General features: G+C 54.1%; 11 protein-coding genes and 1 rRNA gene. 3 read left to right on the top strand and 9 right to left on the bottom strand.

Features of this window, described 5'->3' with window-relative positions; translation table 11 throughout:
- The 4 genes from ACO2Q8_RS28515 to ACO2Q8_RS28530 form a co-directional block, all read right to left on the bottom strand.
- Positions 1 to 119: ribosomal RNA gene (locus ACO2Q8_RS28515) — 16S ribosomal RNA — on the bottom strand; the annotation flags it as partial.
- Between the two features lie 431 nt (positions 120 to 550).
- Complete coding sequence (gene tyrS / locus ACO2Q8_RS28520) at positions 551 to 1,837, bottom strand: tyrosine--tRNA ligase (protein WP_423348370.1); 1,287 nt, start codon at positions 1,835 to 1,837, stop codon at positions 551 to 553.
- Positions 1,838 to 1,947: 110 nt separating this feature from the next.
- Positions 1,948 to 3,141 carry an S-adenosylmethionine:tRNA ribosyltransferase-isomerase gene (locus tag ACO2Q8_RS28525; protein ID WP_423348313.1) on the bottom strand — a complete coding sequence of 398 codons (1,194 nt, stop codon included), beginning with the start codon at positions 3,139 to 3,141 and terminating at the stop codon, positions 1,948 to 1,950.
- A gap of 11 nt (positions 3,142 to 3,152) precedes the next feature.
- Positions 3,153 to 3,662 carry a hypothetical protein gene (locus ACO2Q8_RS28530; RefSeq protein WP_423348314.1) on the bottom strand — a complete coding sequence of 170 codons (510 nt, stop codon included), beginning with the start codon at positions 3,660 to 3,662 and terminating at the stop codon, positions 3,153 to 3,155.
- A gap of 150 nt (positions 3,663 to 3,812) precedes the next feature.
- Between ACO2Q8_RS28530 and ACO2Q8_RS28535 the strand changes: the two genes are divergently transcribed.
- Both ACO2Q8_RS28535 and ACO2Q8_RS28540 read left to right on the top strand, forming a co-directional pair.
- Complete coding sequence (locus ACO2Q8_RS28535; protein ID WP_423348315.1) at positions 3,813 to 4,370, top strand: cob(I)yrinic acid a,c-diamide adenosyltransferase; 558 nt, start codon at positions 3,813 to 3,815, stop codon at positions 4,368 to 4,370.
- Between the two features lie 159 nt (positions 4,371 to 4,529).
- Positions 4,530 to 5,603: a branched-chain amino acid aminotransferase gene (locus ACO2Q8_RS28540; protein WP_423348316.1), complete on the top strand. Its 1,074-nt coding sequence runs from the start codon at positions 4,530 to 4,532 to the stop codon at positions 5,601 to 5,603.
- Positions 5,604 to 5,760: 157 nt separating this feature from the next.
- Here the strand turns inward: ACO2Q8_RS28540 and ACO2Q8_RS28545 are convergent, their stop codons facing one another.
- The 3 genes from ACO2Q8_RS28545 to ACO2Q8_RS28555 form a co-directional block, all read right to left on the bottom strand.
- Entirely contained in the window at positions 5,761 to 6,324 is a 564-nt protein-coding gene (locus tag ACO2Q8_RS28545) for a hypothetical protein (protein ID WP_423348317.1), read from the bottom strand.
- Positions 6,325 to 6,424: 100 nt separating this feature from the next.
- A complete protein-coding gene (locus ACO2Q8_RS28550; protein ID WP_423348318.1) occupies positions 6,425 to 7,201 on the bottom strand; it encodes a ThuA domain-containing protein in 777 nt (258 codons plus the stop codon).
- Positions 7,202 to 7,280: 79 nt separating this feature from the next.
- The gene (locus tag ACO2Q8_RS28555) at positions 7,281 to 7,895 is read right to left on the bottom strand and encodes a hypothetical protein (RefSeq protein WP_423348319.1); all 615 of its coding nucleotides are present in this window, start codon (positions 7,893 to 7,895) and stop codon (positions 7,281 to 7,283) included.
- Between the two features lie 140 nt (positions 7,896 to 8,035).
- On the opposite strand from ACO2Q8_RS28555, the gene ACO2Q8_RS28560 reads away from it, so the two are divergent.
- The gene (locus ACO2Q8_RS28560; protein WP_423348320.1) at positions 8,036 to 9,142 is read left to right on the top strand and encodes a hypothetical protein; all 1,107 of its coding nucleotides are present in this window, start codon (positions 8,036 to 8,038) and stop codon (positions 9,140 to 9,142) included.
- Positions 9,143 to 9,205: 63 nt separating this feature from the next.
- Here ACO2Q8_RS28560 and ACO2Q8_RS28565 read toward each other — a convergent pair whose 3' ends face one another.
- A complete protein-coding gene (locus tag ACO2Q8_RS28565) occupies positions 9,206 to 10,981 on the bottom strand; it encodes a RagB/SusD family nutrient uptake outer membrane protein (RefSeq protein ID WP_423348321.1) in 1,776 nt (591 codons plus the stop codon).
- Between the two features lie 21 nt (positions 10,982 to 11,002).
- Complete coding sequence (locus ACO2Q8_RS28570; protein ID WP_423348322.1) at positions 11,003 to 14,188, bottom strand: SusC/RagA family TonB-linked outer membrane protein; 3,186 nt, start codon at positions 14,186 to 14,188, stop codon at positions 11,003 to 11,005.
- Positions 14,189 to 14,523 lie beyond the last annotated feature (335 nt).

Raw genomic sequence — 14,523 nt, forward strand, 5'->3', positions numbered from 1 at the left:
TAGGTTGCTTACGCGTTACGCACCCGTACGCCACTAATGCCCGAAGGCATCCGTTCGACTTGCATGTATTAGGCCTGCCGCTAGCGTTCATCCTGAGCCAGGATCAAACTCTCCATTGTAAATAAGAATCTAACTTTGTTTGTCAGGTCCCTTGTGTCTAGTCGTGGTTGCTGTACTGTCCACTATGTCAAAGAACGTATTTTCCGCGTTTGGAAAATCGGATTGAAACCAGAACCTGAGGTTCTCCATCAATCGTGTCTGTTTGCTTCCCTTAATTTGGGACTGCAAAGGTAACGGTTTGGTTTGAAGTTTCAAAGAAAAACAGAAAAAATATTTTCGAGACTCTTTTTCTTTTCCACCCCGTAAACACCTGAAAACCAGTCGCTTACTCACCGTCCCCGTCAGGGCCTTCCCTGATTTGGGACTGCAAAGTACCGCTTTTTTTTACCCTTTGTCAAGTATTGATTTTAAAATAATTGGGTAACTTCTTTGAGTCCTTTAGTATGCCATTCGTTCTCAGGAAGTTACCCAATGAAAATTTTTGAAAATTTTACACCAGCTTAATCAGGTGGTTTTTCTTGCCCTTGGCCACCACCAAATAGCGTTCCTGGAGCCATTCCAGTTCCGACAAAGCCGTACTGTCCGTAACTTTCTGTTTATTAACGCCAACGGCATTCTGAGCCAGCGCCCGGCGGGCTTCGCCCTTGGATGCATAGATTTCACCCCGGGTAGCTACGGCCAGCAAATCCACGATGTCTTTGCTCGCTTCCCACTCGGCCCGACTGATTTCGGTTTGCGGCACGCCTTCAAAAATAACCGCAAACTCGTCGGCCTGGATGGTTCGGAGAGTATCAATGGTGGCTTTTCCGAACAAAACTTCCGAGGCTTTCACGGCCAGTTCGTAACCCGTTTGGGAATGGACCCGAATGGTTACGTCCTTCGCAATGGCTTTCTGCAAAATCCGCAGGTGCGGAGCTTCGTTGTGCTGACGCTCCAGGTCTTCAATTTCCTCCCGCGACAGCAGCGTGAACACCCGAATCAGCCGGGGGCAATCGGCATCGGTGGCGTTGAGCCAGAACTGGTAAAACTGGTACGGCGAGGTCATGGCCGGATCGAGCCAGACGTTCCCACCCGCCGACTTCCCGAATTTGGTTCCGTCGGCTTTCGTGATTAGGGGCGTCGTCAGGGCAAAAGCCTGGTATTCCTCGCGGCCTTCTTTCCGGCGGATCAATTCCGTTCCGGTGGTGATGTTTCCCCACTGATCGGAGCCGCCCATCTGGAGCCGAACCCCTTTATTTTTGTAGAGCCAGTAAAAATCGTAGCCCTGTAGTAACTGGTAGGAAAACTCGGTAAAGGACAGCCCGGTTTCCAGCCGCTTCTTGACCGAGTCTTTCGCCACCATATAATTAACAGTCAGGTGGGTTCCGGCTTCGCGCAGAAAGCTCAGGAACGAAATGCCTTTGAACCAGTCGTAATTATTGACCATCTCGGCCGAATTTGGGCTGTCGTCAAAGGTCAAAAACCGGGTCAGTTGCGCCCGAATACCTTCCTGATTATACCGCAGGGTTTCTTCCGACAGAAAATCCCGCTCGGTCGACCGGCCCGACGGGTCGCCAATCATCCCCGTAGCCCCACCGACCAGCGCAATCGGTTTGTGTCCGGCCCGCTGAAAATGCACTAGCAGCATGATGGTCGCCAGGTTTCCGATGTGCAGCGAGGCCGCTGTGGGGTCAAAACCGATATACCCGGCGGTCGGTTCTTTGCGGAGTTGTTCTTCCGTTCCGGGCATCATGTCCTGCAACATGCCCCGCCAGCGTAGTTCTTCAATAAAATCAATCATTATTAATGGTGAATGAGTGAATGAGCGAATGAGCGAATCGGCAACCCGGGTGGCGGAGCCTATTGTCACTCATCCATGACTATAAATCAGGGGGCAAAGATAGGGTTTCAGGGTAAAAGCAGCGAGGAGTCGCCGTAACTTAAAAACCGGTAATCGTTTTCCAGGGCTTCTTGATAAATAGTCCGCCAGTTTTCACCGACCAGGGCCGATACCAGGACGATCAACGTTGAACCGGGCTGGTGAAAATTGGTGATCAATCCGTCGCAAAGCCGAAACCGATAGCCAGGTATACAATAAATGCCGGTATGGGCCACGATCTGCTGCTGGTCGTTTTTTTGCAAATAGTTTAAAACCGCCTTCAGGGACGTTTCTCTCGTCGGCAACTGCTCTTCTACGAACGAATACGGATACTGTTGATCCAGGTAAAAGGGCTCGGACTCCTGGTGGAGCAGCCGAACGCCGAACCAGTACAGGCTTTCGAGTGAGCGCATGGACGTCGTGCCGACCGGAATCACCGGCCCGGTGTGCCGCACCAGATTCTCCAGATTCTGACGCGAGTAAACGACTTGCTCGGTGTGCATGGCGTGCTGGCGAACGTCCGCCGATTTGATCGGCTGAAACGTTCCGGCCCCGACATGCAGGGTCAGAAAGTCGGTTTGGATGCCATGCCGGGTCAGCTCCGACAACAAGGCGGGCGTAAAATGCAGGCCCGCCGTGGGAGCCGCCACGGCACCTTCCATGCGCGAATACACGGTTTGGTACGTTTCCCGGTCAGCATCCGTCACCTCGCGGTTCAGGTAGGGCGGCAACGGAATGTTACCCGCTTCGTGCAGAACGGCCGCAAAGGAGTCGTCGGAATCCCATTCCAGGCGGATGTGCGCCTGTTCGGCATTCTGCCAGTGGGCGTTCAAGGGCACGGTTTGCTCGCCGATCCGCAGCGTTTGCGTCAGGACTTCGTCCGGTTTCCAGCGCTTGCGGTTGCCGATCATGCACTGCCAGACACTCTGCCGGTGATCCTGCATGGCTTCGGTCACCAGCCGGTCGGTGGGCACCGGGTTGAGCAGAAACAACTCGATAACGGCTCCGGTCAGTTTTTGAAAGTGCAGCCGCGCCGGGATCACCCTGGTATCGTTGAACAGCAGCAGCGTGTTGGTCGGCAGCAGTTCCGGCAGTTCGAAAAACGTGCGGTGTTCGATCCGGCCCCGGCGATAGGTAAGTAATTTGGAGCGGTCGCGCTGCGCCAGCGGAAACCGGGCAATACGCTCATCGGGCAAGTCATACTGAAAATCAGTGAGTAGCATCGACTCCATAGTTACTCATCAACAGCGGGTTTCATCGCCAGCCGGATCGGCAGCGACACGACGACAATTACAATAATGGCCGTACAAACCGGCAATAGCCACTCGTGGCCGCTCAGGCTGGTCGAGCCCAACTGCCGGTTCAGTTTGCCGAGCACAAATAAGGCCAGCGCCATGACCGTATTGACCGCAGCCATCAGGCAATAAAACCAGTTCTGGAAGATCTCGTTCAACTGTGTCCGGTTTTGTAACCACAGTTGTTGATTTGGAATCGGCAAAGCGGTGCCGGATGCCTTCGGAAACAGTTTGGTCAGCGTGTTGATGAGCGTGTTGTTAATCAGGAAAATAGCCACGCAGCCGTAAAACAAATAATCACGGCTAATGAACACATCGGGCCGACTATCGGGCGTAAAGCCCACGGCGACCGTGGTTTCCAGCGAAACGTAGGTATAAATCAGTAAGGAGGCAAACCCAATCAGGGAGGCCAGTCTCCATAAACGAATAGCAAAAGTGGTAACTTTCATGCGGTAAATTGGTTGACCTGGAAACAGGCTTTGGGCCGCAAAGGTACGGGCTACGGCGCTGTGTTCCCAAACCCGCCGGAAAGTAGCGCAAGAATTCTTGCCGAAACAGCGGTTTTGGTTCCGATCTTTGCCCAAAAAGACTCGATACTCATGAAAATTTATACGAAAACCGGCGACAAGGGCCAGACGGCGCTAATCGGCGGACGGCGCGTGAGCAAGGCGCATCACCGAATCGATGCGTACGGCACCATCGATGAACTGAATTCCTGGATCGGTCTGGTTCGGGATCAGCCGGTGAACGAGAACCGCAAAGAGTTGCTGAAGGAGATTCAGGACCGGCTGTTTACGATTGGGGCCGAATTGGCCACCGATCCGGAAAAAACCGTAAAAAAACCGCTGCCCGCCATTCAGGCGTCGGACGTAGAATTGCTCGAACAGGCCATGGATGCAATGGATGCCGAACTGCCCGAACTGCGCGCATTTGTGCTACCGGGCGGCCATCAGGCGGTTTCGTTCGGTCATTTGGCGCGCACGGTTTGTCGCCGGGCCGAGCGGTTGGTCATTGGCTTGAACGAGGTAGAACCCGTTGATCCGCTCGTGATTCAATACCTGAACCGCCTGTCGGACTACCTCTTTGTTTTATGCCGAAAAATGACGCAGGAACTGGGCGCCGAGGAAATCGCCTGGCAACCGCGCGTCCAGCAATAAGGCCGTTCATCCCGGTTTTTTGGATTTTCGAAAACCGCTGAAAAAATAATTAGCATAACAACTATTTTTTACTGGACACTTGCGGGAGATTTCTCTACATTTGCTGACTATCAACTTCCTGACGGCTTTTTTAGTTGCTCAGATTTGCCTTATACCATCATGACTACCGATTTAGTAACCATCGCGCTGAGAAAAGCAGAACGCTCCCGGATTGAGGAGGTCGACTTCAACAACCTGCCGTTTGGCAAGCATTTTTGCGACCACATGTTTGTGGCCGATTTTGTGGATGGCCAATGGCATAACCTACAGGTGGTGCCGTTTGGCGATTTCGTGTTCAGTCCGGCGCTATCGTCACTCCACTACGGGCAGTCGATTTTTGAAGGCATGAAAGCCTACAAAAGCCAGGAGGGCGAAGTGTTGCTATTTCGGCCGACAGCCAACTGGGAACGGATGAACGAGTCGGCCAAACGGATGTGTATGCCCACGATTCCGGAGGATGTATTCATGGGTGGTCTGGAAGCGCTGCTTCGGGTCGATGCCGAATGGGTACCAAGCACGCCCGATAGCTCGCTGTACATCCGGCCGTACATGTTCGCAACGGATACGTACCTGGGTGTGGCACCGTCGAAAACCTACCGGTTCTGTATTTTTACCTGTCCGGTGGGCGCGTACTACACCAAACCGCCCAAACTGAAAGTCGAAACCGACTACATCCGGTCGGCGCCGGGCGGGGTTGGCTATGCCAAGTGCGCGGGCAACTACGCGGGTTCGATGTACCCGACAATGCTGGCCCAGCAGGAAGGTTACGATCAATTGATGTGGACCGACGCTACCGAACATAAATACATTGAAGAATCAGGCACGATGAACATCATGTTTGTCATTGATGGCAAACTGGTAACCCCGGCGACTTCTGATTCAATTCTGAAAGGTGTTACCCGCGACAGCATCATTCAAGTCGTCAAAAGCTGGGGTATTCCGGTGGAAGAGCGGAAAGTATCGATTCAGGAAGTGATTGAAGGCATTTCAAACGGCAACCTGACCGAAGCGTTCGGAGCCGGAACTGCCGTGGTGGTATCGCCTTACTCGCTGATCGGTTTTGAGGGCAAAGACTACATGCTGCCCGAAATTGCGAAAGAAAACGCCCTGGCAACCCGTATTTACAACTACCTCAACGATCTGCGGACCGGCCGGATTAACGATATGTTCGGCTGGATGCACAAGGTCCAGTAGTTCAGTGGTTTATAGTTTTTAGTTTACAGTTAAAAGAAGTCTGGTCTAGCTAATAATCAACAGTTAACCCACACAACTTTAAACTAAAAACTGTAAACTGACTCTACGGACTACAATGCAGGAAGGCCCGGTCTGGTTAGATCGGGCCTTCCTATTTTCAGGCGTTGATCATCCGGCCGAACGTCAGCTTCAGGCCAAAATCCTTGCCTTTGGAAACATCTTTTAGCACAATTGGCTGGTCGCCCGGCCCTTTCCAGGTCTGCGCGCCGGAGGGGCCAAACCGGCGGTTGAAGTACGCTGTCAGTTCTTTCAGGTGTTCATCGACCGACGGGCGGTTATTCAGGTAAATATCGACTTCGATGCGGCTTACAGTTTTGGCTTTGTCGAGAAAATACTGAATGTCAACCGATTCCAGGTTGGGGTATTCAATTGTATAACCGATGTGGCTGGCGTCTTCTTCGAAGGGTTCGGCCTCTTCCTTTTCTTTCACGACGGCGACGGCGTCGCCCAGGTTGACGCCCCGAAACAGGCCTTCATCCGAGCCTGCCAGCTTTTTCATCCAGTCGCTCATCGGTGCGTCCGGGTCAGTACCCGGCCGTTCGGCCAGGATTTCGGTCGAATCGGTGGGCGAAGTCGACTCCGCGTTTTGTTGTTTGGTTTGGCAGGCATTGACAAAAAGTGCTGACGCCAACAGCACAGCGTACGTAAAGCGGTTTTTCATCCCGTGCAGGCTAGTGATTACTACAAAGAAAAGCACAAGCGGCCTTTAATGCTATCCTAACCCGGTTTTCCTTTGAAAAGAGAGGAACCGCCCCCGGCTTTTACCGAACAAGATGCTTCTTTTTACAGGTTACCATGTTGAGGATCACCCGGGCGTAGTGCGGGTTTTCGAAATCGCTGACGGCGTGGCCCGGCTGGCTGTAAAAAACCCAGCCTTTCTCCGTCGGCATGTACCACGTCGCCCGGTCCTGCATCCAAAGCTTCCCCGTCGCATCCCGGAATTTGTAACCCATCAGCACGGTTTTCGGGCTGGAAAGCTGGTGATTCAGAAAGCCTTCCGTTTTGTGCAGGACAATGCCGGGATACGCGGTCATCGCGGTTTGTTCCTCGCGCTGGTAGCTCAGCGTCGTGTCGTACCGGATCTGGTGCGTGGTGATAAAATGCCGGGGAGCCAGATTGACCACTTCCATGCTGATGTCACCAACGTATTTGTAACCGCCTTCGTTGACGTCTTTTTGGGGTAAAGTCACGCCCAGAAACGGAAACCATTCGGCGTTTTTCCGCTTGGCCGAGCTAATCGAATGGTGCAGCACCACCAACCGTCCACCATTTCGTGCATACTGGATAAAGGCCCGTTCCGGTTCGGGGTTCAAGTCTTTGTGAATGTACACCAACACGGCTTTGAAAGGGGCCAGCGACGCCGGAAGCTCGGTTTGGGTCACGATTTTGCAGTCCAGTTTTTCCTGCGTCCGGAAGGCCGAAGCGAGTACTTCCATCGCCGGAATTTCATCGGCTACGATCAGAATGTCCTGCGCCTGGAGCGGGTTGATGCCCAAAACCGCCCCCATCAGGATCATTAATACCCAGATTCGTTTCATTTTCTGCTTTGAGCTACGTATCCACTAAAGCAGGAAAACCGGCATTACTAATCGTAAGCAGCGGACCGTTTTTTGCTCATTAAGAGGAAAAACCACGCGAACGACTCCCACCGAAAAAACCGCTGCGTCCCCCGGACGGCCGACTAATGCGTGAACTTCGTACAGTTTCACCGATTCGGCTGGCCCGTTCGTAGGTCTGCGGATTGGTGTAAAAACCGGAGCTGTACCGCCGTTCGTCGGCGATGCGCGGGCTGGTCGAGCGGCCGAGCATGTAGCCCAAACCGCCCCAGAGCAACGCACTGGATAACCCGCTGTGGTGGTGATAAGCGGCCGGGTTGTTGAAATACTGGCTTGTCGACGGATCGGAATGCACCATTTGGCGGGCAGCTTCCACGCTGAGCGTATCGCGGTGGCCGTCGGCGTAATTGACTATGGCCCCAGCCTGCTTCGGGTCTACTTCCACCTCGTCGGTGATTTTGAATTTACCGGGGCTGGTTTCAGTAATGTACGTCCGAACGCCTTTCCCGAACTGCTCCGACGAGCCTGAACCTTCAGCCTGTTCGTAATCCGCGTTGCCGGAATTCCCGCAACTTTGCAAAACCGCCGTTCCGTTTAGCAGGGCTAACCCGAGCGTGGTACTAAGCGTAATATCTTTTACCCGGCGTAAAATGGTGTGTTTCCGAAAGGGTGTCATTGTATTAAATTGGCTATTGTCTTAACGAAACTACGCAGAACCGCAGGTGGTTGCAAGAAGTTAGCGGATGAAAGGTAATCGGAACGCCGATTTAACGGAGTAGACTGATGTTAACGGATTCAACCGTATTTTTGGGCCTTATGGTTTCGTCAACTTCGTTACTAGCCGGGTTCCTAAACCGGATTGCTGCGCTTCAGTCGGAACCGCAGCCTTGTTTCCCGGCGGGGCTGGTTCCCTCCTACCGGCGCAACCCGTTGGTGCTGGGTTATTTGCGGCCGGACACGAATGTCTTTTTTACGGCCAGTACGGTTTTTACCCTTCAGCAGATCAAAAACCGGCTTCCCGTCGATTTACAAAAAACCGTCGACCGGATGGCGGAACAGGCGGTCCGGCATTATCCGGATTTTCAGAACAAGGACGGACTCCAGACGTACAATTTTTACGTTACGCCAAAAAACGGCCGCCCTTCGGGGCATTTTCCCAACGGACGGTTTTTGCACCGGATCGAGCACTTCCGGCTCCCCGACGATGCCGATGACACGGCCATGATTTACCTGACCAGCCAACCTTCGGCGGAGGATCTGCGTTGGTTCAAACACAAACTAACGCTCCACGCCAACCTGGCGACCCGGCAGGTGCAGGATTCGTTTCCGGACGTGGCTCACCTACGGGCGTATTCGACCTGGTTTGGCAAAAACATGCCCGTCGAATTTGATGCCAGTGTGCTGTGCAACATCCTGTTTTGCATTTACCGGTATGATCTTCCGCTGAACGAGTACGACGCCGACAGCCTGATGTTCATCCGGTCGGTGGTTGAAAAAGGCCACTACCTCCGCGATCCGTTCCGGTGTTCGCACTCCTACCCGCGCCCGGCCCTGATTCTGTACCACATTGCCATGCTGCTGGCGGCTTTCCGCCCCAAACCGCTCGAAACCATCGGGCCCTTGCTGATCCGGGATGCATACCAATTACTGAGTGGTGACTTATCGCCACTCGACCGCGTTATTGTTTCGACCTCGCTGCTGCAACTCGGTGAAAAACCGCCCCGGCTGGACGTTGCGGCCATCCCCGAAAAAGCCATTCGGGACTACTCGTTCTTCATTGCCGGAATGCTGACGGCTTCGCAAAACCCGTTGCTGAACCGCATGGCCCAATCGCGGCTGGTGCGGATGGACTGGACCTGCGAAGCGCACTCGTTGGCGCTGCTGACGGAGTATCTGGTGTATGCGGAGGAAATCAGCGAATAATCAACCCGTCCGGCCGTCGAATCAGGACGGCGCAGACGGGTTGATAACACAAGTGAAGCCAGCTTACCAGCCCGGATTCTGCTTGATTTCCGGGTTCTGGGCCAGTGTATTCAACGGGATGGGCCAGAGGTAATGCTTGTTTTCGTCAAAAACCGGGTTGGCCCAGTCGGTGCCTTTGTACACGTCGATGTAGGTTTGGCCCGAAACCGGGTCGACAATGGTCTGGACGGTCGCTTTCGGGTAACGCGCAATGGCGGCCGCATCCCAGCGAATCCCCATCGTCGGGATCAGGAGTTTTTTGCCCTGCTTCCAGCGTTTCAGGTCGTTGTACCGGAAGCCTTCCATGAACAACTCGACGCGCCGTTCACGCCGAATTTCGGCAATCAGCGGAGAAACACCGTCGGCCGTATAACGCGGGTCGACCGGCACTTTGCCCAGTTCGAGGTTCGGCATGGCTACGCGGGCGCGCAGTTTGTTGATGCTGGCGTCGAGATCGGCCTGGGTGATTTTACCCAATTCGGCCTGGGCTTCGGCGTAGTTTAGCAGGGCTTCGGCAAAACGCAGAATGATGGCGGGCGATTCGGCGGTATCGAACGCTTTCCCGATCATGTCATCGGCGTTATAATGCTTGATGATGTGGTACCCAGTGGTGGATAGATAACCGCCTTCCATGCCCTGAATCCGGGGATAGGGACGCCCGTCGGCCAGATGGTACTTGTAGAAAGCCGCATCCTCGGGGTGCAAAACCGTCTGCCGCAGACGCGGATCGCGGTTTTCAAACACATCTTCAATCTTGGCGTCCCCTTTGTAGAGGGGTGACAACGTGATGGGCAACCCGTCGGTACAGAGATAATCTTCGACCAGGCTCTTGGTGGCCCCACCGGCGTACTCAAAATACGATTGTACATGGTTGGTAAAGACGCCCAACTGGTATCTCCGCCAGTACATGACCTCCGGGTTCCCGGCCAGATTCAGCACCCGGTGGAAGGCGTTGTAGTCGGTTTTTGGATTACCGGTACTGTAAAGCCGGTAAGGGCCTTTGTCCATCAATTCTTTGGCGGATTTGGCGGCTTCTTCCAGCCACATCGTGGCGTTGGCTCCCCCGTGGTATTTCCGCCAGGTTCCTTCAAACAGACACACCCGCGACTTCACCAGCAGGGCGCACCAGCGGTTCAGGCGGCCCGGCGCATTGCCGTCGCCCCAGCTATCGGGCAGTTTCGTGGACGCGAAGTTGAGGTCTTCCAGGACTTTGTTCATCGCTTCCTCGCGGGGGGTGCGGGCCGCGTACAGTTCGGGCGAATCGACGTTCAATTCTTTCTCGACAAACGGCACGTCGCCAAACTTCTGCACTTTTTCGGCATAAAACCACCCTCTGAACAACCGGGCCTCGCCGATGTAGCGATCTTTAATAGCCTGCGAGACCGCGGCTTTGTCGTAATTGGCCAGCCCGACGTTGATGGCCCGGACAAAATTCCAGCCCTTGTAGCCAAACTGTTGCGGATCGGTCGGCGTGGTGTGTTTGCCCGACCGGACCTGCTGGAAAAAGGTATGCCGGGCGTGACGCGGAGCCATGTTATCGGCAAATTCATCCTGAAACCAGACACTGCCCCAATGGCTATCGAACCCGTTGAAATGGGCGTGCAGAATGGGCACATTATCGTCGTTGCGGGCCAGGTCATATAGGCTGTTGTTGTACACCCGCAAATCGTTTTCGGTATTCCAGAACGTCTGGTTCGTGATCCGGTCGAGCGGATACCGCTCCAGAAATTCGTCGTTGCAACTACTGAAGACAAATGCCGTCCCGAAGATCAGGCCAGCAAGCAAATTATATCGTTTCATAGTCAATTTCATTTGGGGTTATTAGAACGAGAGATTAAGGCCCAGTGTGCCAATGCGCTGCATGGGATACTCGATAGCCGCCGACTGAATGGTTTCGGGATCGAGCGGTTTGCGCATCTTGGTGTATTCCCAGAGGTTCATCCCGGTGGCAAATACCTGCGCCCGGCTGATGCCGATTTTTTTCATTAGGTCAAACGGCAACTCGTAGCTTAACGTGATGTTTTTCAGCCGAACGTAGGCTGCACTCTGGATGTAGCGGGATTGCACCTGCACGTTCTTTTTGTCGTTCGTGGAAATGTGGGCTGCCGGGAAATAAGCATCCCGGTTTTCTTCGGTCCAGGTGTCGGTGATGTAGTATTTCTCGACGTGTCCGGCGTTGTAGGGGAAAAACCAGGTCCAGTTATCCGAGGTTGGCCAGTGGTCTTTTTTGCCGATGCCCTGGAAGAAAACCGTCAGCCGAAAGCCTTTGTAGCCCACTCCGCCATTCAACCCAAACGAATAGCGGGGCGTCGTGTTGCCGATTATTTTCCGGTCGCCGGGATCGCTGAGGGTGTTTTTACCAAATGTAATGTTGCCATCGCCGTTCAGATCCGCATACCGGATATCGCCCGGACGCCAGTTGGCCCCGATGTTGGTCTGCTTGGCCGATTGGGCTACCTCATCGGTCGTCTGGAAAATACCGGCGGTTTCGAAGCCCCAGATTTCGCCCAGTTTCTGACCCACGTAGTAAATGTTGCTGTTGTTCGGCAGGGCTCCGGTCGGGTTGTTAAATTTGGTGATAGTGGCCGTCCAGTCCGACAAGGCCAGGGTTACATCGTAATTCCAGTCGCGCCGGATTTTGTCCCGCCAGGTCAGCGACAGTTCCCAGCCGTTGGTCCGCAGATCAGCCGCGTTCTCTTTCGGTGCCGCCGTGCCGAGAATGGCCGGGTACGACACATCCATCAACATGTCCTTGGTATCGCGCGAATACACATCAAGCGACGCATCCAGTCGGCCCCGCAGCATCGTAACATCCAACCCGATGTTTTTTGAAACCACTGATTCCCAGGTCAGTGATGGACTCACCAGCCCGGCGGCCGACACAAAGGGAATCTGGGCGTTCGAGAACATGTATGGCGAGAGACCCGTTCCCATCGTGGCCACGTAGGGGTAATAATTGGTACCCAGCAACTGGTTTCCCAGCGTTCCGTACGACGCCCGCAGCTTCAGGTTGTCGAGCCAGGAGCCGGTTCCGGCCATGAAGCTCTCGTTGCTGATCCGCCAGCCCGCCGAGACCGACGGAAAAAAGCCAAACCGGCTGTCTTTCGGAAACCGGGAGGTACCGTCGTAGCGCCCGTTGAATTCGATCAGGTACTTCTCTTTGTAGTTGTAATTCAGGCGGTAAAAAGCCCCGCGCAGCGCCACGTGGGACTTGCTGCCGAAGGTCTGCTGCGTTCCCGTCGTCGCGTTCAGGTCGACCACCTGGGGCGTAATCAGCGCCCGGGCCTGGGCGCCCGTGTAGTTATACAAACCGCGTTCCTGGTTGAAGCCCACCATCGCCGTCAGATTATGACTCACCGGCAGCGGTAATTTGTATTCGGCAAAGGCATTCAGGACGTAATACTGGTTGTAGTTGTTCTCGTTCCGAATCCAGTCGTCCCCGCTAAAACCGTTGCTGACCAGGTTAGCGGCCAGCAGGTTCGCATCTACAATGTCAATTTTGCTCTGCACATCCTGGTAAATCCGGTTGAAGATGTTGTAGGAGAAATCCCCGCGAATCTTCAGTCCTTTGACGGGGGTCAGGGTTACGCCCTGCGTCAGCCAGAGGTCGTTGTTCGTGTAAGTAGTGCGCCCCCCGTCGAGCAGGTACGGGAAGAAGTTGGTCCCGCCGAAATACTTCCCAATGTAGGGCGCGTATTTCTCGCGGTCGCCGGGCGTGATGTAGTATTCCAGATCCGGAAACTGAATCGGCATGATGGGGTTAACGCGGGCCAGCGAGTTGATGTTCACATCCCAGTTGTAGAAGTGCGGTTTATCGCTGTTCTGCGAGTTGAAGATCACTTTTTCGTCCAGACTCAGCCAGTTGTTGACCTGAAAATCTGCCTTCATCATGATGTTGTAGCGCTTGAACTTTTCGTTGTTGTAGCGCAGGTAGCCATCTTTGGAAAAATACCCGAGCGACACCAGGTATTTCGATTTCTCGGAGCCGCCCGATACCGACAAATCGTGCTGACTCGTCGGCGCGTAATTAGTCATGATCTGGTTCTGGTAGTCGTTGTAGCCGTAAAACCGCAACACCCCGTTCACAACCTTCCACTGGGGGGCCGTCGCCGGATTTTCGGAATAGGCTTTGGTACCCGCCACCATATCATCGTCGTAGGCCGGAACTCCGCTGGTCCGGATGTTGGCCTGGTTCCGGGCCGTCACAAACTGATAGGGATCGGTCACGACATCCATGTTGAAAATCGGTTTGGCGAGCGAAAACTGGCTGCTCAGCGAAACGTTGATTTTCCCGCTCTTGCCGCTTTTAGTCGTCACCAGCACCACCCCGAAGGCGGCCCGTGCGCCGTACACCGCAGCCGCCGAAGCATCTTTCAGGACGCTAATGCTCTCGATGTCGTTGGGGTTCACCCGGTTGAGGTCCATCGGTACGTTATCGACCAAAATGAGGGGGGAACCACCATTGATCGACTCATAGCCCCGGATGTTGAAGGTAATCGGCTGGGCCGGGTCGCCGTTCCGGACGTTGACGTTCAGGTTGGGAATCACCCCCTGTAAACCTTCGCCTACCGAGGCAATCGGGCGGTTTTCGAGCCGTTTCCGGTCGGCCAGCCCGACCGCCCCCGTCAGGTTCACTTTTTCCTGCGTTCCATACCCCACAACGACGACTTCATCCAGCGACTTGGTATCGACTTCCAGCACCACATCCACCGTCGACCGGCCGTTGACGGCCACTTCCTGCCGCAGGTAGCCAATAAAGCTGATGACAAGCGTCGCGTTGGGGTTCGGCAACCGAAGCGTGTATTTTCCGGTATTGTCGGTGTTGGTACCCTGCGTGGTTCCTTTAATGACCACACTCACGCCCGGTAGGGGTTCTCCGGATTCGGCGGCTGTGATGCGGCCGGAAACACTCTGCGCCTGGGCCTGGCCTGCCAGGCAGGTTAGCAGCATACTGACCAGCAGCATAGTACACCTGACCCGATGATGGAATGGTAGAAGCTTTTTCATAGAGAAAAAAGTTAGAGATTGGGAATGAAACGGATGAAATGGTACGCGGTACGGCACTCAAACGCACTTGAAACTGCCTATCAGCGAGAAAACCGCCCGGAGAACGACGGGCTTACCATCGCCGTAGGAAAGGAAGCAATGGGTATTCGGATGAAATTTGTATGGAGAAAAGATTAATTTGGCTTGAACCTACTTGAGCTCTCGTCAAAAAAAGTCAATTTATTCATCGAATCAACACATTAGCATTTACAGATTGATTGACTCGCACCAAAGCAAATTAAGTTTTTGCCACTGGATACGGCCGAAGGCAGACGAGTAATTCAGAATCTTGTTAG

This window comes from Larkinella sp. VNQ87 (assembly GCF_049445795.1).
Classification (GTDB): Bacteria; Bacteroidota; Bacteroidia; order Cytophagales; family Spirosomataceae; genus Larkinella.